The following is an 18,947-nucleotide window of genomic DNA, read 5'->3' as shown; positions in this document are numbered from 1 at the left end:
AGCTCCGGCCAAAACAAGTCAATAAGTCGCTCGCGACGGTGCGGGCGGTCTGGAAAGGTGAAAAGGAAGCCGGCCAATCTTCGTCCTGCTGGACCGAGATCTAGCCACATCCGCTCGTTACAGCGCGTAACTCGGCTTGCCCCCAGCAAACTAACGGTTAACACCGTCGCCCCTCCACGCAAAACACAACAAAACAGCCTGTGACGTTCAGTCATCGCAGCTCGAAATTACGAGCTCAGTCTAAAAATGTCGGTTGCTCAAAGACTCGCGTAAATCCCTGAGGTCGTGGCCGCCGGTCTGCCGCGCGGACCCAGACGGAAACTATGACAACGAAGCCTTTGGTTGTTCAACATCAATTTACATCCCAAGCGAACAACCGCACTGCGTGTGGCTTTCGAACGACACACCACTACGCTGATACCCAAGCTCCTTTGCAAAGCAAAAGCCCTCTGCGCGTAGGCGGAGAGGGCTTTGTCACATTCGAATGCTCGCTGCGCCTAGTTCAGCTTGCGCTTCGACACCGGTGCCTCAAACTGGGCGATTTCCGCGGTCTGCGGGGCCTTGCCGTTGAAGGTCAGCACGTTGCCTTCGGACGAGATTGCGACCGTATCGCCGTCCTTGATGTCGCCGGCCAGGATCATCTCGGCGAGCGGATCCTGGACGTAGCGCTGGACCACCCGCTTCAGCGGCCTTGCGCCGTAGGCGGGATCCCAGCCCTTCTCGGCGAGCCAGTCGCGCGCCTTGCCATCGAGCGTCAGCACGATCTTGCGATCGACCAGAAGCTTCTCGAGCCGGCTGAACTGGATCTCGACGATCCGGCCCATCTCGCTCTTCTGCAAGCGATGGAACAGGATGATCTCGTCGACGCGATTCAGGAACTCCGGCCTGAAATGCGTCCGCACCGTCGCCATCACGTGCTCGCGCACGGCCGAGGTGTCTTCGCCCTCCGGTTGATTCACCAGGAATTCCGAACCGAGGTTCGACGTCATGATGATCAGCGTATTGCGGAAATCGACGGTACGGCCCTGCCCGTCGGTCAGTCGGCCGTCGTCAAGCACCTGCAACAGGACGTTGAAGACGTCAGGATGCGCCTTCTCGATCTCGTCGAACAGCACCACCTGATAGGGCCGGCGCCGCACCGCTTCGGTGAGCGCACCGCCCTCGTCGTAACCGACATAGCCCGGAGGTGCGCCGATCAGCCGCGAGACCGAATGCTTCTCCATGTACTCGGACATGTCGAGGCGAACCATCGCGGTCTCGTCGTTGAAGAGATATTCCGCGAGCGCCTTGGTCAGCTCGGTCTTGCCGACGCCGGTGGGCCCCAGGAACATGAACGAGCCCATCGGCCGGTTCGGGTCCTGCAGGCCGGCACGCGAGCGGCGCACGGCGGTTGCGACCGCACGCACGGCCTCGGCCTGGCCGACGACGCGCTGTCCGAGCTGCCCCTCCATCTTCAGGAGCTTCTCCTTCTCGCCCTCCAGCATCTTGTCGACGGGCACGCCGGTCCAGCGCGAGACCACCTGGGCGATGTGGTTGGCGGTCACCGCCTCCTCCATCATCTCGCCGGAGTTCTCCTTGGCCTCGATATCGGCGAGCTGCTTCTCGAGCTGCGGAATGCGGCCATAGGCCAGTTCGCCGGCCTTCTGGAACTCGCCGCGCCGCTGCGCGTCGGCAAGATCGACGCGCAGGCCGTCAAGCTCTGCCTTCAGCTTCTGGGCGTTGGACAGCTTGTTCTTTTCCGCACTCCAGCGCGCGGTCAGAGCCGCCGATTTTTCCTCGAGCTCCGCCAGTTCCTTTTCAAGCGTCTGCAGCCGGCTCTTCGAACCGGCATCGCTCTCCTTCTTCAAGGCTTCCTGCTCGATCTTCAGCCGGATGATTTCCCGATCCATCGAATCGAGCTCTTCCGGCTTGGAATCGACCTGCATTTTCAGCCGCGCGGCCGCCTCGTCCATCAAATCGATGGCCTTGTCCGGCAGGAAGCGGTCGGTGATGTAGCGGTTCGACAGCGTGGTCGCGGCCACCAATGCGGAATCGGTGATGCGCACGCCGTGATGCTGCTCGTATTTGTCCTTCAAACCGCGCAGGATCGAAATGGTGTCCTCGACCGTCGGCTCCGGCACGAAGATCGGCTGGAACCGGCGCGCCAGCGCGGCGTCCTTTTCGACGTGCTTGCGATACTCATCCAGCGTCGTCGCACCGATGCAATGCAGTTCGCCGCGCGCCAGTGCGGGCTTCAGCAAATTCGACGCGTCCATCGCGCCGTCGCCCTTGCCGGCGCCGATCAGCGTATGCATTTCGTCGATGAACAGGATGATCGAGCCCTCCGCCGAGGTGACCTCCTGCAGCACGGCCTTCAACCGCTCCTCGAACTCGCCGCGATATTTGGCGCCCGCGATCAGCGAGCCCATGTCGAGCGACAGCAGCTTCTTGTCCTTCAGGCCTTCCGGCACGTCGCCATTCAGGATGCGCAGCGCGAGGCCTTCGACGATGGCGGTCTTGCCGACGCCGGGCTCGCCGATCAGGACGGGATTGTTCTTGGTCCGGCGCGAGAGCACCTGAATCGTACGGCGGATTTCCTCGTCGCGGCCGATGACCGGGTCGAGCTTGCCGTCGCGCGCAGCCTGGGTCAGGTCGCGGGCATATTTCTTCAGCGCATCATAGGCGTTCTCGGCCGTTGCCGAGTCCGCGGTGCGGCCCTTGCGCAGCGCCTCGATCGCCGCATTGAGGTTTTGCGGGGTGACGCCGCCCTTGTTGAGGATCACGCCGGCTTCGCTGGTCTTCTCCAGCGCGAGGCCGAGCAGCAGCCTCTCGACCGTGACATAGCTGTCGCCGGCCTTCTCGCCGGCCTTTTCGGCGGCGTCGAAGGTGCGGGCGAGATCGGGCGCCAGGTAAATCTGGCCGGCCCCGCCACCGGACACCTTCGGCACTTTGCCAAGGGCGTCCTCGGTCGCCTTGAGGATTGCACGGGAATTGCCACCTGCGCGGTCGATCAGACCGGCAGCCAGCCCCTCATTGTCGTCCAGCAGCACCTTCAGCAGATGCAGGGTCGAAAACTGCTGATGCCCCTCGCGCACCGCAAGCGATTGCGCGGACTGGATGAAGCCCCTGGAGCGTTCGGTATATTTGTCGATATTCATTTGTTGTCTTTCCCTCGGCCTGCCCCCGAAGCCCTCTAAGGCACTCCAAGCGGCATCTTCATTGGGTTTCCGCCGGCCATGTTGACGTCGGTCAACCGGTAGCGGTCGTTATCAGCCGACGCTGGCGTCGGCCTGACCGAGATGTGGGAAGCGTGGCCTTGGATCGGAAGAGGCGCGTTCACAATTTCGTGGGCGGATTCGCGTGCTTGGCGCTGCCGGGCCGAATCCCTTAAGTAGCGTCATGACAGCCAGCCAGACCGCCGAAATCACCAGCCTTTACCGCTACCCGATCAAGGGTCTGACGCCGGAGCCTCTGCCCCGCGTCCTGTTGCGGGCCGGCCAGACCTTGCCCGCCGACCGCCGCTACGCCATCGAGAACGGCCCGAGCGGGTTCGATCCCGAACAGCCCCAGTGGAAGCCGAAAATCCAGTTCCTGATGCTGGCGCGCAATGAGCGGCTGGCGTCCCTCGACAGCCGGTTCGAGGACGCGACCAACCGCCTGACCATCCGCAAGGACGGCCAGATCGTCGCCAGCGGCGATCTGGAGACCGAAGCCGGGCGCGCCGCTATCGAGGATTACTTCCGCGCGAATTTTCAGCCGGAGCTGAAGGGGCCGCCAAAAATCCTGTCAGGACGCGACCACAGTTTTTCCGACGTCGCCCGCAAGGTCGTGTCGATCATCAATATCGGTAGCGTCCGCGCCATAGAGACCATGCTCGGGGGCACCAAAGTGCATCCGCTGCGCTTCCGCGGCAATCTCTACGTGAAGGGCTGGCCGGCCTGGTCAGAGCTCGACCTGGTCGGCCAGACGCTTGCAATCGGCCAGGCCCGGCTGAAAGTGGTCAAGCGCATCGTCCGCTGCCCGGCCGTCAACGTCGATCCCGAGACCGCCGTGCGCGATCTCGAGATTCCGCCGACGCTCTCGCGCAATCTCGGCCACATGGATTGCGGCATCTATGCCGAGGTGATCGTCGATGGCGAGATCGGCTTGGGGGATGCGGTGGCGGTGGAAGAGCCGAAGCTGGTGTGAGCCGACGTCGGCTCAACACACTCCGTCATTGCGAGGAGCCCTTGCGACGAAGCAATCCAGACTGTTTCCGCGGAGGGATTCTGGATTGCTTCGCTTCGCTCGCAATGACGAGGCAGCTACGTCAGTTCGGCATCACATACGCATAGATCCGGCCGCGCGAGACCGGCGCCTCGCGGACGCGGTTGCCGTTGTTGCCGGAGATCATGATCGGATTGCCCTGCGCATCGACGCCGGTGATGATGCCGACATGCCCGCCGCGGCGGCCGCGCGACATCACCGCGATGGCGCCAACCTGCGGGCCGGAGACGCGCGTGCCGTAATGCGCGAACGAATTCGCCATGTCCGATCCGGTGCCGCGATGGCCGGTTTTCTCCAGCACCATGTTCATGAAGCGCGCGCACCACAGGCTGCCGCGCCCGGTCGGATTGCCGCCGACATAGCGGCGCGCCTCGGACACGAGACCCGATCCGCCGCCGAAGCCGCTGCTCATGCCCGGGTTGCCGGCATTGCCCATGTCGCCCGTGCCGGCCTTGTTGACGGCGTAGCGCTTGCTCGCGGTACGGCTCATCCTGCCGGCGCGGCTCATGTTTTCGCCGATGCCCATGTCTGCACCGCCGGCGTAGCGCATGCCACCAAAGCTGCCGCCACCCAAGCTGCCGCTATTGGCATTCGGATCGTAGCTGGCCTGAGCGTTCATGAACCCGGTCATCTGCGATTGTGCCTCGCTGCGCTCGAAGCGCGCTCTGCCCGCATGGTGACGGTAGTGATGATATCTTTTGGCGTGCACGTAAGCGTGCCGCTCTGCGCTATGACGATGATGCGGCCGCGCTGAGGCCGGAGATGAAAACGCGGCGACCGCCGCGAAGAAGAGCGCCAGCGCGACAACACAACGCGACAGGCGAGACGCAAACAACTCGAACATTCTTCATCCTTCGTTGACACCCCCAGTTCCCGATCGGCCCGTGCACGGCCGACATCCACGAGGCCGTTAAGCCGCCCGATGTGGCGAGAAAAAGACGCCGCGGCAGCGAATACCTGCGATGATTTTGCGCCGATGCTCGGTCGATGCTGCCGCATTGCGGACAACAACATTAACTGCGATCCTGCAAAGGCGGCTTGAAGAGAGGGAAACAGTTAATGCCCCACGCCACGACCAGGGACGACGTCCGCATCTATTTCGAAGAAGCGGGTCAGGGAACGCCGATACTTTTTCTGCACGAGTTCGCGGCCGACTACACCAATTGGGAGCCGCAGATGCGCTATTTCTCGCGCGGCCACCGCTGCATCACCTATTCGGCTCGCGGCTACACCCCATCGGATGTGCCTGACGGTGAGGTCTACAGCTATCAGCATTTCTACACCGACGCGCTCGCCGTGCTCGATCATCTCAAGATCGAGCGCGCGCATCTCGTTGGCCTGTCGATGGGCGCCTATTCGTCGCTCCAGATCGGATTGAACGCGCCGCAACGCGCGCTGTCCATGACGCTGGCCGGCGTCGGCTCCGGCTCGGAGATCGAGAATCTCGACGCCTGGCGCAAGCAGTGCCGCGCCAATGCCGAACAATTGGAGACGCTTGGCTCGGCGGAAGTCGCAAAGGTCACGCGCGAGGCACCAAGCCGGATTCCGTTCCTGGTCAAGGACCCGCGCGGCCATGCGGACTTCTACGCCGCGCTGGCGCGGCATGACGCGAAGGGTTCGGCCAACACGATGCGCGGCTTCCAGGGCGGCCGTCCGTCGATCTTTACGATGACCGACGCGATCAGAGGTGTGGCAACGCCTGCGCTGATCATCTGTGGCGACGAGGACGATCCCTGCATCGGGGCGAGCCTGTTCCTGAAGAAGCATCTGCCTGCGGCGGGGCTCGCGATGTTTCCGAAGTCGGGCCACGTGCTCAATCTCGAGGAGCCGGCGCTGTTCAACGCAAGCGTGGAGCGTTTCATGACGCTGGTGGAAGCCGGGCGATGGCCGGTGCGAGATCCGCGGTCGCTGGCTGCGCATTAGCGCGGGACGCCATTGCCACATACTCCGTCATTGCGAGCGCAGCGAAGCAATCCAGAATCCCTCCGCGGAAAGACTCTGGATTGCTTCGCTGCGCTCGCAATGACAAGAAACTACTTCCCTTGCCCGCGCGTCAGCAGGAACACGCCCTGCTCGCCGAACAGATTCCACACCCACCACGGCATCCGCAGCCGCAGCGGGCGACCGTAGAGATCGAGCGCCTCGGCGCGCTCCATCTTGACGCCGATCGCATCGCAGAGCTCGACGAAATCCTTGATGGTGCAGAAATGGATGTTGGCGGTGTCGTACCAGCTTGCCGGCAGATTCTCGGTGCGCGGCATGTGACCGCCGACCAGGAGCTGGAGCCGCATCCGCCAGAAGCCGAAATTCGGGAACGAGACGATGGCGCGGCGACCGATGCGCAGCAGATTTTCCAGCACCACCTTCGGCTGCCGTGTCGCCTGCAGCGTCTGCGACAGGATCACGTAGTCGAAAGCGTCGTCGGGATAGTTGACGAGGTCGGTGTCGGCATCGCCCTGCACCACCGCGAGGCCCTTGGCGACGCAGCGGTTGACGCCCTCGCGCGACAATTCGATGCCCCGGCCGTCGATGCCGCGGGTCTCCAGCAGCTGGAGCAGGTCGCCCTCGCCGCAGCCGACGTCGAGCACTTTCGAGCCCGGCTTGACCATCCCGGCGACCAGCAGATGATCGGCGCGAAACGGGCCGGGCTGCTCCGTGGTGAGGCCGCCCAGCGGCAGCACTTCCTGTACGGACATCGCTAGCCCTCCTTGCCGGTGAGCCCGCGCGCCTTGCCGGCCGATTGCAGGAAAGCGCGGGAAATGTCGAGGAATTCGGGCACGTCGAGCAGGAAGGCGTCATGGCCGCGATCGGTTTCGATCTCGGCGAACGACACCCGCGCGCTCGACGCATTGAGCGCATGCACCAGCGCGCGCGATTCCGAGGTCGGGAACAGCCAGTCGCTGGTGAAGGAGACGACGCAGAAGCGCGTCTGAATGCCGGCAAACGCTTTCGCCAGCACGCCGCCGTGATCGCCGGCGATATCGAAATAGTCCATCGCGCGCGTCAGATAGAGATAGGAATTGGCATCGAACCGCTCGACGAAGGACGAGCCCTGGTAGCGCAGATAACTTTCGACCTGGAAATCGGCGTCGAACGAGAAGGTCGGCAGCTCGCGGTCCTGCATGCGCCGGCCGAACTTGCGATGCAGCGCCGCGTCCGACAGATAGGTGATGTGCGCGGCCATCCGCGCCACCGCGAGCCCGCGATGCGGATGGATGCCGTGATCAGCGTAGCCGCCATTGTGCCAGTCGGGATCGGCCATCACGGCCTGGCGGCCGAGTTCGTGGAAGGCAATGTTCTGCGCCGAGTGCCGCGTCGCGCAGGCGATCGCGAGCGCGGAATAGACGCGCCCGGGATAGGCCGCGGTCCATTGCAGCACCTGCATGCCGCCCATCGAGCCGCCGACGACGGCGAACAGCGTATCGATGCCGAGCCGGTCGATCAGCATCGCCTGCGCGCGCACCATGTCGGGAATGGTGATGACGGGGAAATCCAGGCCCCACACCTTGCCGGTGGCGGGATTGATCGAGGCCGGCCCGGTCGAGCCCATGCAGCCGCCGATCACGTTGGAGCAGATGATGAAGTAGCGGCTGGGATCGAGCGGTCGGCCGGGGCCGACCAGGGTTTCCCACCAGCCTGGCTTGCCGGTGACGGGATGCAAATTGGCGACGTGCTGGTCGCCGGTCAGCGCATGGCAGATCAGAACCGCGTTGGAGCGATCGGCGTTGAGCTCGCCGTAGGTCTGGTAGGCGATCTGGAACGGGGTGAGATCGACGCCGCAATCGAGCCGCAGCGGCTGGTCCGCGCCGAACTGCGCAACCTGCGAACTCGGATGATCCACCTCATGCGACCGGTCGTCGGCACTGATCGCGGGACTTGGAATCGACTTGACGCCAACCATCATCGACCTCGTTTGCGACCGGCTGCCAAGCCGGCGCTAAATTCAGGCCATGAAAAACCCGGCCTGAACGATAGGTTCGGCCGGGATCGGAAGCGTCCCCGGCCTGTTTAGCGAGTTTTTTAACGTGGCTGCAAGCCGGCCGGCTCAAATGACCACGGAACGGGCAAAAACTACTGTCTTGGCCGGTTTTCGTCAAGTCGCGGCCTGAATGAACCGGATCTGCCTCTGCCCGGCATGACCAACAGGGCGTCATTTCTCTTTGCTTTCACCGCACTGACTGCCTAATCAGGGCATTCTCCGCAGCCTCTCAGCAGCCCTTGTCAGATATGTCCCAACGCCCGCCCGCGCCACCATCGCTCCAGGAATTGCGCAAGGAGATCGACGCGATCGACGAAGGCATGCACCGTCTGCTGATGCAGCGCGGCGACATCATCGACCGCCTGATCCAGGTGAAGCAGACCCAGGAGGTCGGCTCGGCATTCCGCCCGGCGCGCGAGGCCGCCATGATGCGCGACCTCGTGCAGCGTCATCGCGGCATCCTGCCGCTCGACACGGTCGAGAGCATCTGGCGCGTCATCATCTCGACCTTCACCTATGTCCAGGCGCCGTTCTCCGTGCACGCCGACATCTCGGTGAGCGAGCCCGCCATGCGCGATTCCGCGCGTTTCCATTTCGGCTTCACGGTGCCCTACGTCGCGCATTTCAGTGCGCAGGCGGCGGTCGAGGCGGTGGCGAAATCCAAGGGCGATCTGGCGCTGGTCTCGGCGACCTCGAGCCGCACGCCGTGGTGGCTGGAGCTGGAAGCAGCGGGTGCGCCCAAGATCATCGCGCGGCTGCCCTTCGTCGAGCGCGCCGACCATCCGGCAGCGCTGCCGGTGTTCGCCATCTCGCGCGTCGCCGACAGCGCCCTGGTGACGGAGGTCGAGACCTTCAGCGTGCGCGTGTCCGGCTGGAATGCCGACGTGGCACGCGCGCTGTCACCGCTCGCCGAGATCGTGGCGGTGCCCGATACCGCCTTCGACGGCGCGGCGCTGCTGGTCTCGGTCACGAGCGCGACCAGCATCGACAAAATCAAGGCTGCCCTGATCGAAGCGGGGGCCTCGGTGCGATCCACGGCCCTCGTCGGCAGCCACGCAACGCGCTATATGGTGCCCCCGACCGGGCCGAAATCGTAAATCGCGAACCGCCTTAGCCTATCCGGAGTTGAAGATGTCCCGCCCCGTGCCGGATCCCGGCATTCTCGATATTGCGCCCTACACGCCCGGCAAGAGCCCTGTGCCGGAGCCGGGCCGCAAGGTGTTCAAGCTCTCGGCCAACGAGACGCCGTTCGGGCCCTCGCCGAAGGCCATCGAGGCCTTCAAGAGCGTGGCGGATCATCTGGAGGATTATCCGGAAGGCACCTCGCGCGTGCTGCGTGAAGCCATCGGCCGCAGCTTCGGCCTCGATCCCAACCGCATCATCTGCGGCGCCGGCTCCGACGAGATCCTCAACCTGCTCGCCCACACCTATCTCAGCCATGGCGACGAGGCGATCTCCACCACGCACGGCTTCCTGGTCTATCCGATCGCAACCATGGCGGTCGGTGCCAAGAACGTGGTCGCCGCCGAGAAGAACCTCACCACCGACGTCGACGCCATCCTCAAGGCGGTGACGCCGAAGACAAAGCTGGTCTGGCTCGCCAACCCGAACAATCCGACCGGGACCTATATTCCGTTCGACGAGGTCAAGCGCCTGCGCGCCGGCCTGCCCTCGCATGTGCTGCTGGTGCTGGACGCCGCCTATTCCGACTACGTCTCGCGCAACGATTACGAGATGGGGATCGAGCTCGTCGCCACCACCGAGAACACCGTGGTGACGCACACCTTCTCCAAGATTCATGGCCTTGCGGCGCTGCGCATCGGCTGGATGTTCGGCCCCGAGCACATCATCGACGCGGTCAACCGCATCCGCGGTCCGTTCAACGTGTCGACCCCCGCGATGTACGCCGCCGTCGCCGCGATCGAGGACACCGCGCACCAGGCGATGTCGAAGCAGTTCACCGAGACCTGGCGCAACTGGCTGGCCGAGGAGATTGGCAAGCTCGGGCTGAAGGTGACGCCGGGTGTCGCGAACTTCATCCTGATCCACTTTCCGACCGACAAGGGCAAGACCTCGGACGACGCCGACGCGTATCTCACCAGGCGGGGCCTCGTGCTGCGCGGGTTGAAGAATTACGGTCTACATCATGCGCTGCGCATGACCATCGGCACCGAAGAGGCCAATCGCCTCGTCGTCGAAGGCTTGCGCGACTTCATGGCCGGCAAATGAGCGTCCAGCCGCACTTCCAGCGCGTCGCGCTGATCGGCTTCGGCCTGATCGGCGGCTCGATCGCGCGGGCTGCGAAGCTCCAGGGCCTGGCCGGCGAGATCGTCACCACCGCGCGCTCGGAGAAGACGCGCGCGCGGGTGCTCGAGCTCGGCATCGTCGACCAGGTCGTGGCGACCAATGCGGAAGCCGTGAAGGACGCCGACCTCGTCATCCTCTGTATTCCCGTCGGGGCCTGCGGGCCGGTGGCGCAGGAAATCGCTGATTATCTCAAGCCGGGCGCGATCGTCTCCGACGTCGGCTCGGTCAAGGGCGCGATCGTCAGGGACATGGCGCCGCATCTGCCGAAGAGCGTTCATTTCGTGCCGGCCCACCCCGTGGCGGGCACCGAACATTCGGGGCCGGATTCCGGTTTCGCCGAGCTCTTCATCAACCGCTGGTGCATTCTCACGCCGCCGGAGGGCGTCGACGCGGCGGCCACCGATCGGCTGCGCGCGTTCTGGGCCGCGATGGGCGCCAAGGTCGAGGTGATGACGCCGGATCATCATGATCTCGTGCTCGCGATCACCAGCCATCTGCCGCATCTGATCGCCTACACCATCGTCGGCACCGCCGACGAGCTGGCGCAGGTGACGGAGTCCGAGGTCATCAAGTTCTCAGCCGGCGGCTTTCGCGACTTCACCCGCATCGCGGCCTCCGATCCGACGATGTGGCGCGACGTCTTCCTCGCCAACAAGGAGGCCGTGCTTGAGATGCTCGGCACTTTCACCGAGGATCTCGCCAAGCTCACCCGCGCCATCCGGCGCGGTGACGGCGAAGCGCTGTTCGACCACTTCACCCGCACCCGCGCGATCCGCCGCGGCATCGTCGAGATCGGCCAGGATTCGGCCGCGCCCGACTTCGGCCGGCCGCTTGCGGCACTGAAGAAGCCGTAGCGGCGTCCTGACTAGAACGGATAGTAGCGGATCTGCGTCATGACGACGTTGTCGTCGGTTTTCGGCGCCCCGCCGACGCCGGCGAAAGCGAACCGCTGCGTGTGGGAATACTGCAGGCCGGCTTTCAGGGTGCCGTAATTGCCCTGATAGATGGTGTCGTAAAGTCCCGCCGTGATCTGCCGGACCTCCCTTGTGTTGCCGTTGCAGGTCGCGGCCGGTGAGCTCTCGATGCCGCAGCCGGTGTTGTTGTAGAGCGGATTGCCGTAGCCGAACGGCACCGTTCCGACATTGGCGAAATTCGCCTTGGCCTTCTCAAGACCTGCATAGGTATAGACATCGAGGCTCGGCGTGGCGTGCCAGATCAATCCGGCAGCAGCCGCGGTGATCGTCAGCGGCAGGATGGTGCCGTCCTGCGCCACCGCCGCATCCGGGAACGGCGTCGCAGTGAAGCGGCCGAGCACACCGTGCGAGCCGTACAGCTGGAGGTCGAGCGTCTTCGGAATCAACTCGGCATAAATGTGGCCGCCGAAACTTCCGGTGTCATAGGTGTGGTTCGCATTGTTGAAGCGGTCGAACAGCTGGCGATAGAGCGCCCAGGCCTCGATGTGCAGCTTGTACGGCCCGAGCCGCGGGTCCCACGCCGCCTTCACAGTAACGTCGGGCACCTGGTTCAGGCTGACATTGTTGAGGTTGTTGAAGAAGCTGCCACCCGGCCCGGTCAGATTGACCTGCAGGTTCGGGTTGAGCACGCCCTGCGGCCCGACAGCGGGCGTGCCGACCGCCGGAACGTTGCCTCCGAAGAACGCCGTCTGGGCATTCTCGACGGATGCCGCGATCTTGAACTCGGGTCCGATGTCCTGCCAGACACGCAAGCCCGGCTGGCGGGCGGCCAGAAATCCCGGAACGGATTCAAAGTCGATCACGCCGGGCGCATCGACGCCGCGGGGATCTATGCCCGACCTTGCCGGCGCGTTCAGCGACCAGGATTGTCCGGCGAGGACGTGAAGGCCGAGATCGCTGCGGTCGATTTCGAGGCTGAGCTGCCGCATGCGCGGATTGAACGAATTGGTCGCGACCGAACTCGCCGTCTGCGCCGCGCCCTCGAAGTCAATCTCGCCGTAACCGGCCAGATGCGTGTCGGCGTCGGCGTTACCCTCTGCCAGCACCGAAAACCGGCTCTGGCGCGCGGAGAAGCGCGTTTCCGGAATATTGAAGTTGCGGCTCTGCTGATAGGGGATGAAATTGTAGACCGAGCCGGTATCGGACGCGAGATTGCGCGAGCGGTAGATACCGGTGAGATCGACCCAGCCGCCAAATGTCAGCGTGACGCCCTTGTAGCAGACCTTGCCGGCCGCACATGGATCGGCAGCGAGCGCCTTGTAACTTGCCGGCAATTGAATTGACTTCGCCTGCGCTTCAACCTGCCGCGTCTTGCGTGCTTCCTGGTCGACACGCTGCTGCAGCTCCTTCAGCTTCGCCTTCAGCGACTGGATTTCGGTTGTGACATTGTCGTCGGCAAGTGCTTGCCCCGAACAGGCAGCGAGCATTCCCAGCATCAGTCCGCAATTGATGATCCGCACGTAGACCTCCCTCAACTTGGGAAGCTCGCGCCGTCTGCGGCACCTGCATGCTTCCCTGGTGAGGAGTGATTGCGATCAGGCTGCGATTATTCTCGGTGAGCTGCATCTTCCGCATCACGTTTTCCTGACGATCATGTTCGGAATAATTTCGCGGGATCACCGATCCGCAGGTGCGATTGTCGCCATTGTCCGAGGTCGCGCGCATTGGGCCCGGCCGGGACATGACCGAGCCCAACTGCGCGACGGGCACGTGATGGATGGCGGCTATTTGCCCTTGGTCGCGCGCATCACCGTGGGGCGCGGTGATTTCGGTGAGGGGACGGATGCCATCGTCTCCCGCGTTGCGGGGCTCGCAAGACTGCGATCGCCGTTCGGATACATCGAGGCGTATGCGGCCGGCTCCTGCGACTGAAATTGCCACTGCGCGAACGCTGGCGTCGCGAGCGCCGACGAGACCGCCATGGCGGCAACGAACAGTTTCGACTTGGTCATGATATCTCTCCTGCCTGGGCGAACCGCATCATCGTGCGGCCGGTATGGAGAGAGAGCGGGGATTGCGGCTCCGCATTCCCGGCGGGCAATCACGATCCGGCGAAGAGATCGTGACGAGGTTTCGTCGTGCGAACGATGGAGAGCCTCAGAGCTTTTTCGGTTCTGATTGAATCAGAGCCGAATCTCTAGATTCTTGTTTTGACGCGTTTTATTCACGCGAACCGGCATCCACTTCACTCGAAAACGCTCTAGTACAGCGGCGGGATCTGGCCGACCTTGACCGGGCCGAGCAGCACCGCGCCGTCGGCGAATTTCAGCGGGAAGCTTCTCGCCTTCTTGCCTTCCAGCGTGCTTTCGGTGCCGATCGAATTGATGCCGGCGGCAAGTCCGGCATTGGCGTTCTGCTTGATGACTTTGCCGAGGCCGGGCACGGCACGGTCGAGCGCGCCGAAGAGATTGTTGAGGTCCTGCGACTTCACGCCGGGCGCGACGCGGTCGAGCGTTGCCTGCGGCACGCCCTCTTCCAGCATCTTCTCGATGCCGAGCGCCGGAATCACCCGCTCGAGGCCCGTCACCGTCATCTGCAGCTCGCCGTCGAGCCGGCCATTCGCCGAGAGCCCGAGCGTACCGGCCGCGATCGCGATCATCTCGCCCTGCTGGATGCGCGACTGCACGATCTCGATATGGCCGCCGGCCGCCTGGATCTCGCGGAAGCGCTGCGGCCATGGCTTTGGCGTGAGGTCGGAGAGGCCGGTGATCTTCGCGCGCGTGTCGGCTTCGAACGGCTCGGCCAGCAAGGGATGAACACCCTGGATGCTGCCCTGCGCGATATGGGCCACCGTCTCGATCACGGGATGATCGGCCGGCGATCCGTCGGCGAGACGTCCGTGCAGTTCGACCTGCTTGGCGCGCGCGAGCGGCACCTGCACGCTGCCGTCGAGACGGTTGATGGTGGGATCGTCGAACACGATGGAGGCGCGATCCGGGATCGCCGGCAGGCCGACCACGCTGCTGCGGCCCTTGCTCCAGTTCACAACGAAGGTGTTTTGCGTGACGCCGTCGGTCAGCGTCGCCGGAGAGGAGAATTCGGCGATGACGAGCTTGGGATCGTAGACCTGGGCGACGACCAGGATGTTGTCGAGCCTCGCCGTGAACGGCGTCTTGCTCGCGTTCTGCGACACCAGCGCGACGCTGGCGCCTGAGCACTGGACCTCGAAGCGGAACGGGAAACCCGCGATCGAGCGCTTGGCGCAATCATAGATGCGGCCGGCCTTGGCCTCCTGCGCGCGCCAGGCATCTGCCGCCACTTCGGCCTGCGACGCGGCATAGAACCAGAAGCAGCTCCACGCGACCGCGAGGATCAGGAGGAGAACGGGGGCGATAAAAAGGCCCCAGCGGGAGCGCCGGCCTGCGGCAACGGTCATATCGGACATGCGGCGACCCTTTGGCCCCAGATGATGGCAAATGTAAGCGAGGTTGGCTGGCTCCGAAAGGCGGAGAATTCGCTTCGCTTGCGCGCGCGCTTCTGGTAGCCGTGCCCGAAATGTCGGAAATCACCCTCCCCTCCGTCAGCACAGCCAAGGGCGACCTCTGGGTGTTCGGTTACGGCTCGTTGATGTGGCGGCCGGGCTTCGAATTCGAGGAACGCGTCCCGGCGCGGCTGGTCGGCGAACATCGCGCGCTCTGCGTCTATTCCTTCGTGCATCGCGGCACGCCGGAAAAGCCGGGGCTGGTGCTCGGGCTCGACCGCGGCGGCGCCTGCCGCGGCATCGCCTTCCGCGTCGCCGAGAAAAAGCGCGCCGACGTCGTCGCCTATCTGCGCGAGCGCGAGCAAGTCACCTCGGTCTATCGCGAAGTGATGCGCTCGGTGTGGCTCGAGAACGATGCCCGGGAGCGCGTCTCCGCGCTCGCCTACGTCGTCGACCGCGGCCATGTGCAATATGCCGGCCGCCTGTCGCTTGCCGATCAGCATCGCCACGTGCTCCAGGGCCATGGCCAGTCCGGCGCCAACCGCGACTATGTTACAGCGACGGTGAAAGCGATCGAGGCCGAAGGTTTTCGCGACACGCAATTGCATCAGCTCGCGACGATGCTGCATGGAGATGCGCATCCCCTGCACGCGCCGGCTCCTGCGCAGGATCGGGACAACCGCTAGCTCTCCGACGGAGCATAACTCGGCGAGACGCCGATGAGCTGCTCCTGCTCCTTCCGGCCCGCTTCGACAAGACGTCCGGTCGCGTCTTCGATCGCCGTCTGCACACGCGAGAGAAACTCGTCCTTCGGCAGGCCCGGCGGCAGCGGATCGAGGAATTCCACCACCAGCGTGCCGGGATAGCGCATGAAGGTGCGGCGCGGCCAGAACAGGCCGGAATTGAGCGCGATCGGCAGGCACGGCACGCCGCAGGACGAATAGATCTGCGCAAAACCGGTCTTGTAGTCTGGCGAAGCGCCCGGCGAGCGGCGCGTGCCCTCCGGAAAGATCACGAGCTGCCCGCCGCCGCGCACCGCCTCGCGCGCGCGCCGCGTCATGTCCAGCAGCGCCTTCACGCCGGCCTTGCGGTCGATCGCGATCATCCCGGTCTTGACCAGGAACTGACCGAACACCGGAATCTGCATGAGCTGACGCTTGAGGATGAAGATCGGTCGATTGAAGAAGCCCGGCAGCACAAAGGTTTCCCAGAACGACTGGTGCTTCGCCACGATCACGAGCGGTCCCTGCGGGATCTTCTCCTGTCCGCGGAATTCGACCTTGATGTTGCAGATCACCCGCATCAGGACCAGCGTCGCCTTCGCCCACCAGTTCGCAACCGTCAGCATCGCGCGCGGCGGCAATGCGAAGGTTGGCAGCGCCACGATCGCAAGGCACACCAGCACGGCGTAAAACAACACGTTGAACACGAGCGAGCGCAGGAAAATCAAGAACATCGACGGTCCATCAATTGCCGGTCAATTGGCCTGTGCGGTGGCGGGCCGCTTCGGCTGCAGCCCGGAAGGCTGCTCCGACATCTCGGGCGAAAGGTCAATCCCGAAATCCTCCAGCCGGACCCTGAGCTCGGCCGCGATGTACTTGACGTATTCGGACATCAGTAGCCGCAGCGTCGAAGGCGAGGTCCACCACGGCTCCTCGCGCCATTTTTCACCGACCACCGCGAACGGAATCAGCGTCGTCTCCGGCATCGCGTGCGAGAATTCCACCAGCGCACGCGGCATGTGATAGTTCGAGGTGACCACGATCAGCGATCTGAAGCCCCGCACTTCGGCCCAGCGCCGCGCCTCGGCCGCATTGCCGCGGGTCGAGAGCGCGGTGCGGTCGAGATCGACGCAGCAGGTCATGAAAGACTGGTTTTCCGGCAGCGTCCGCGAGATGTCGCTTGCCGTCGAGGTCGGGTGCACGCCGGAGATCAGCAGCCGCTTCCCGTAGCCCGCCGCAAGCAGTTCCATCGCATCCGAGACCCGCGAGGAGCCACCAGTCAGCACCACGATGCCGTCAGCCTTCCGGCTAGGTGCGATCTCGGCGCCGCGCAATTGCGACAGGAACGCGATGAACCCCGCCGCCGCTCCGACGAAGACGAGCGCGATCGTCGACACAACAGTCGCGCGCAGCCAGCCGCGCGGCAATTTCGGCGATCGATCGTCGGTCGGCGAGGTCATGTGATGTCGGTGATCCCTTCCCCGGATGATTTTAGGACGTTTTGAGGCGAAGTGGAGTCCGGTTTGTCGGGCCCTAGTCGACATCGTTCAGTGTCGCGAACAGCGTCTGGCGCGAGGCGACGGCGGTGATGGCGCCGATCAGTACCGCCTGCACCGCGAGCACGGCATAGCCGGACGGCCGCAGCGAGAAGGTGCCGAGCAGCGCGGCGAACTGGTCGCCGACGGGCGTGCCGGAAAACCAGCCGGCGATCGACTCGGAGAAGCCGAACACCAGCATCGCGGCCCCGCCGCCGATCAGGCCGCCCTCCAGCCCCAGGCGGAGGAAATGGCGCAGGAAGCGGTTGGCGATGTAGCGGTCGCCGGCACCGACGAAATGGAGGACCTCGACGATCGGGCGGTTCGCCGCCATGGCGCCGCGAGTCGCGAACGAGACCGAGATGATGGTGGCGATGATGACGAGCGCGAGAATGCCGAGACCCGCGAGCACCGTGGCGTTGGTCATCGAGCGCATCCGCTCGATCCAGGCGCGGTGGTCGTCGACGCTGGCGCCTGGGGCCGCCTGGGTCACGCGGGCGCGCAAGGCGCCGAGATCGAGCGCCGTGCCCGGCTGCACGCGTGCGATGATCATGCGCGGCACCGGCAGATCGTCCATCGACAGTCCGGTGCCGAGCCATGGCTCGAGCAGCTTGCCGCTCTCATCTTTTGTGAACGGCTTGACCTCGACGATGCCGGCTTGCGCGCGCATCGCCTCAGTCACCGCGGCCGTGTCGCGGTCGAGATCGCGGCCGGGCTGCGGACGGACCTGGATGGTGATTTCGCTCGCGACGTCCGACTGCCATTCGGCAGCGGAGGCGCTGACGAGCAGCACCGCGCCCGTGGTCATCGAGGCGAGGAACGTCATGATGGCGACGACGGCGACCAGCGCACGGCCCTGGATCGAGGCGCGCGGCACGATCGGCGACATGTTACGCGCTCTGGCCGGAAGCTGCGGACGCTCTTGTCCGAGGTCGACCAGCACGCCGCGCTCGTCGGTCCTACTCATAGACGTGCAGCCGCCCCTGATGCAGCACGAAGCGGCGCGCCTCGTACTGGTCCATCAGGGCGATGTCGTGGGTGGCGATGATGACGGCGGTGCCGGACTTGTTGAGCTCGATGAACAGCCGCAGCAGGCGGCGCCCGAGCGTCGGATCGACACTGCCGGTCGGCTCGTCCGCGAGCAGAAGCTGCGGCCGCGAGATCACCGCGCGTGCGATCGCCGCACGCTGCTTCTCCCCGCCCGACAGGATCGGCGGCAAGGCGTCCATGCGCTCGCCAAGCCCGACCCATTTCAGCAGATCGATGACTTCCTTGCGATAGCTCGACTCGCTGCGGCCCATGACTCGGAACGGCAGGGCCACGTTCTCATACGTCGTCATGTGGTCGAGCAGACGGAAATCCTGGAGCACGATGCCGATGCGCTTGCGCAGGTCGGCGATCTCGTCCTTGCCGAGTTGCGAGACGTCGTGGCCGAACAGATTGACGAGGCCCCGCGTCGGCCGGTGCGACAGAAACAGCAGGCGCAGCAATGACGTCTTGCCGGCGCCGGACGGGCCGGTGAGGAACTGGAACGAATGCGCCGGGATCTGGAAATTGAGGTCGCGCAGAATCTCCGGCCCCAGACCGTAACGCAATCCGACATTTTCGAACCGAACCAAGTTCAGCTCCGTTCGAGAGGTGGCGACAGCCGCGCCGCGACGCTCCGCCACACGCGATCAAGGGGTTGTGCGGCCGTTATGGTTTCCGGTTCGTTAACGGTCGGCCTGTAGCATTTGGAGTGCCCGGCTCTCCCGAGCCGGGGCA

General features: G+C 64.5%; 17 protein-coding genes and 1 riboswitch. Of the genes, 6 read left to right on the top strand and 11 right to left on the bottom strand.

Annotation, left to right across the window (positions count from 1 at the left end):
* Nucleotides 1-497: 497 nt before the first annotated feature.
* On the bottom strand, nucleotides 498-3,137 hold the full coding sequence (gene clpB, locus ACQ86E_RS17460) for an ATP-dependent chaperone ClpB (protein ID WP_431201042.1): 2,640 nt from the start codon (nucleotides 3,135-3,137) through the stop codon (nucleotides 498-500).
* A gap of 241 nt (nucleotides 3,138-3,378) precedes the next feature.
* Between clpB and ACQ86E_RS17455 the strand changes: the two genes are divergently transcribed.
* Nucleotides 3,379-4,167, top strand: coding sequence for an MOSC domain-containing protein (locus ACQ86E_RS17455; protein ID WP_431201041.1), 789 nt, complete (start codon nucleotides 3,379-3,381; stop codon nucleotides 4,165-4,167).
* Between the two features lie 121 nt (nucleotides 4,168-4,288).
* On the opposite strand, the gene ACQ86E_RS17450 is transcribed toward ACQ86E_RS17455, so the two are convergent.
* A complete protein-coding gene (locus tag ACQ86E_RS17450; RefSeq protein ID WP_431201040.1) occupies nucleotides 4,289-5,089 on the bottom strand; it encodes a TIGR02594 family protein in 801 nt (266 codons plus the stop codon).
* A gap of 215 nt (nucleotides 5,090-5,304) precedes the next feature.
* Between ACQ86E_RS17450 and ACQ86E_RS17445 the strand changes: the two genes are divergently transcribed.
* Nucleotides 5,305-6,168, top strand: coding sequence for an alpha/beta fold hydrolase (locus ACQ86E_RS17445; RefSeq protein ID WP_431201039.1), 864 nt, complete (start codon nucleotides 5,305-5,307; stop codon nucleotides 6,166-6,168).
* A 110-nt stretch (nucleotides 6,169-6,278) separates the two neighbouring features.
* Here ACQ86E_RS17445 and metW read toward each other — a convergent pair whose 3' ends face one another.
* Both metW and metX read right to left on the bottom strand, forming a co-directional pair.
* Nucleotides 6,279-6,941, bottom strand: a complete 663-nt coding sequence (gene metW / locus ACQ86E_RS17440; RefSeq protein ID WP_431201038.1) for a methionine biosynthesis protein MetW — start codon at nucleotides 6,939-6,941, stop codon at nucleotides 6,279-6,281.
* Nucleotides 6,942-6,943: 2 nt separating this feature from the next.
* On the bottom strand, nucleotides 6,944-8,146 hold the full coding sequence (gene metX / locus ACQ86E_RS17435; RefSeq protein ID WP_431206498.1) for a homoserine O-acetyltransferase MetX: 1,203 nt from the start codon (nucleotides 8,144-8,146) through the stop codon (nucleotides 6,944-6,946).
* Nucleotides 8,147-8,232: 86 nt separating this feature from the next.
* A riboswitch (SAM riboswitch) is annotated at nucleotides 8,233-8,312 on the bottom strand.
* Nucleotides 8,313-8,472: 160 nt separating this feature from the next.
* On the opposite strand from metX, the gene ACQ86E_RS17430 reads away from it, so the two are divergent.
* From ACQ86E_RS17430 to ACQ86E_RS17420, 3 genes are read left to right on the top strand one after another with little or no spacing between them, the layout of a single operon-like run.
* Complete coding sequence (locus ACQ86E_RS17430; protein WP_431201037.1) at nucleotides 8,473-9,321, top strand: chorismate mutase; 849 nt, start codon at nucleotides 8,473-8,475, stop codon at nucleotides 9,319-9,321.
* Between the two features lie 34 nt (nucleotides 9,322-9,355).
* Entirely contained in the window at nucleotides 9,356-10,453 is a 1,098-nt protein-coding gene (locus ACQ86E_RS17425; RefSeq protein WP_431201036.1) for a pyridoxal phosphate-dependent aminotransferase, read from the top strand.
* The gene (locus tag ACQ86E_RS17420; RefSeq protein WP_431201035.1) at nucleotides 10,450-11,385 is read left to right on the top strand and encodes a prephenate/arogenate dehydrogenase family protein; all 936 of its coding nucleotides are present in this window, start codon (nucleotides 10,450-10,452) and stop codon (nucleotides 11,383-11,385) included. The genes ACQ86E_RS17425 and ACQ86E_RS17420 overlap by 4 nt, the downstream gene beginning before the upstream one ends.
* 11 nt (nucleotides 11,386-11,396) lie before the next feature.
* On the opposite strand, the gene ACQ86E_RS17415 is transcribed toward ACQ86E_RS17420, so the two are convergent.
* The 3 genes from ACQ86E_RS17415 to ACQ86E_RS17405 all read right to left on the bottom strand — a co-directional run bounded on the left by ACQ86E_RS17415 (nucleotide 11,397) and on the right by ACQ86E_RS17405 (nucleotide 14,890).
* A complete protein-coding gene (locus ACQ86E_RS17415) occupies nucleotides 11,397-12,965 on the bottom strand; it encodes a hypothetical protein (protein ID WP_431201034.1) in 1,569 nt (522 codons plus the stop codon).
* Nucleotides 12,966-13,229: 264 nt separating this feature from the next.
* Nucleotides 13,230-13,457, bottom strand: coding sequence for a hypothetical protein (locus ACQ86E_RS17410; RefSeq protein WP_431201033.1), 228 nt, complete (start codon nucleotides 13,455-13,457; stop codon nucleotides 13,230-13,232).
* 248 nt (nucleotides 13,458-13,705) lie between these two features.
* Nucleotides 13,706-14,890: a DUF2125 domain-containing protein gene (locus tag ACQ86E_RS17405; RefSeq protein WP_431201032.1), complete on the bottom strand. Its 1,185-nt coding sequence runs from the start codon at nucleotides 14,888-14,890 to the stop codon at nucleotides 13,706-13,708.
* Between the two features lie 110 nt (nucleotides 14,891-15,000).
* On the opposite strand from ACQ86E_RS17405, the gene ACQ86E_RS17400 reads away from it, so the two are divergent.
* Nucleotides 15,001-15,612, top strand: coding sequence for a gamma-glutamylcyclotransferase (locus ACQ86E_RS17400; RefSeq protein ID WP_431201031.1), 612 nt, complete (start codon nucleotides 15,001-15,003; stop codon nucleotides 15,610-15,612).
* Here the strand turns inward: ACQ86E_RS17400 and ACQ86E_RS17395 are convergent.
* The 4 genes from ACQ86E_RS17395 to ftsE all read right to left on the bottom strand — a co-directional run bounded on the left by ACQ86E_RS17395 (nucleotide 15,609) and on the right by ftsE (nucleotide 18,802).
* Complete coding sequence (locus ACQ86E_RS17395; RefSeq protein ID WP_431201030.1) at nucleotides 15,609-16,382, bottom strand: lysophospholipid acyltransferase family protein; 774 nt, start codon at nucleotides 16,380-16,382, stop codon at nucleotides 15,609-15,611. The genes ACQ86E_RS17400 and ACQ86E_RS17395 overlap by 4 nt on opposite strands.
* 21 nt (nucleotides 16,383-16,403) lie before the next feature.
* The gene (locus tag ACQ86E_RS17390; RefSeq protein WP_431201029.1) at nucleotides 16,404-17,108 is read right to left on the bottom strand and encodes a YdcF family protein; all 705 of its coding nucleotides are present in this window, start codon (nucleotides 17,106-17,108) and stop codon (nucleotides 16,404-16,406) included.
* Between the two features lie 73 nt (nucleotides 17,109-17,181).
* The gene (locus ACQ86E_RS17385) at nucleotides 17,182-18,150 is read right to left on the bottom strand and encodes a cell division protein FtsX (RefSeq protein WP_431201028.1); all 969 of its coding nucleotides are present in this window, start codon (nucleotides 18,148-18,150) and stop codon (nucleotides 17,182-17,184) included.
* A complete protein-coding gene (ftsE, locus tag ACQ86E_RS17380) occupies nucleotides 18,143-18,802 on the bottom strand; it encodes a cell division ATP-binding protein FtsE (RefSeq protein WP_015688842.1) in 660 nt (219 codons plus the stop codon). The genes ACQ86E_RS17385 and ftsE overlap by 8 nt, the downstream gene beginning before the upstream one ends.
* Nucleotides 18,803-18,947: the final 145 nt, after the last annotated feature.

This window comes from Bradyrhizobium betae, from assembly GCF_050632175.1.
In the GTDB taxonomy this organism is placed as follows: domain Bacteria; phylum Pseudomonadota; class Alphaproteobacteria; order Rhizobiales; family Xanthobacteraceae; genus Bradyrhizobium; species Bradyrhizobium betae_B.
The sequence above is the reverse complement of the archived record's forward strand: the minus strand, read 5'-3'. Positions and strand labels throughout refer to the sequence as shown.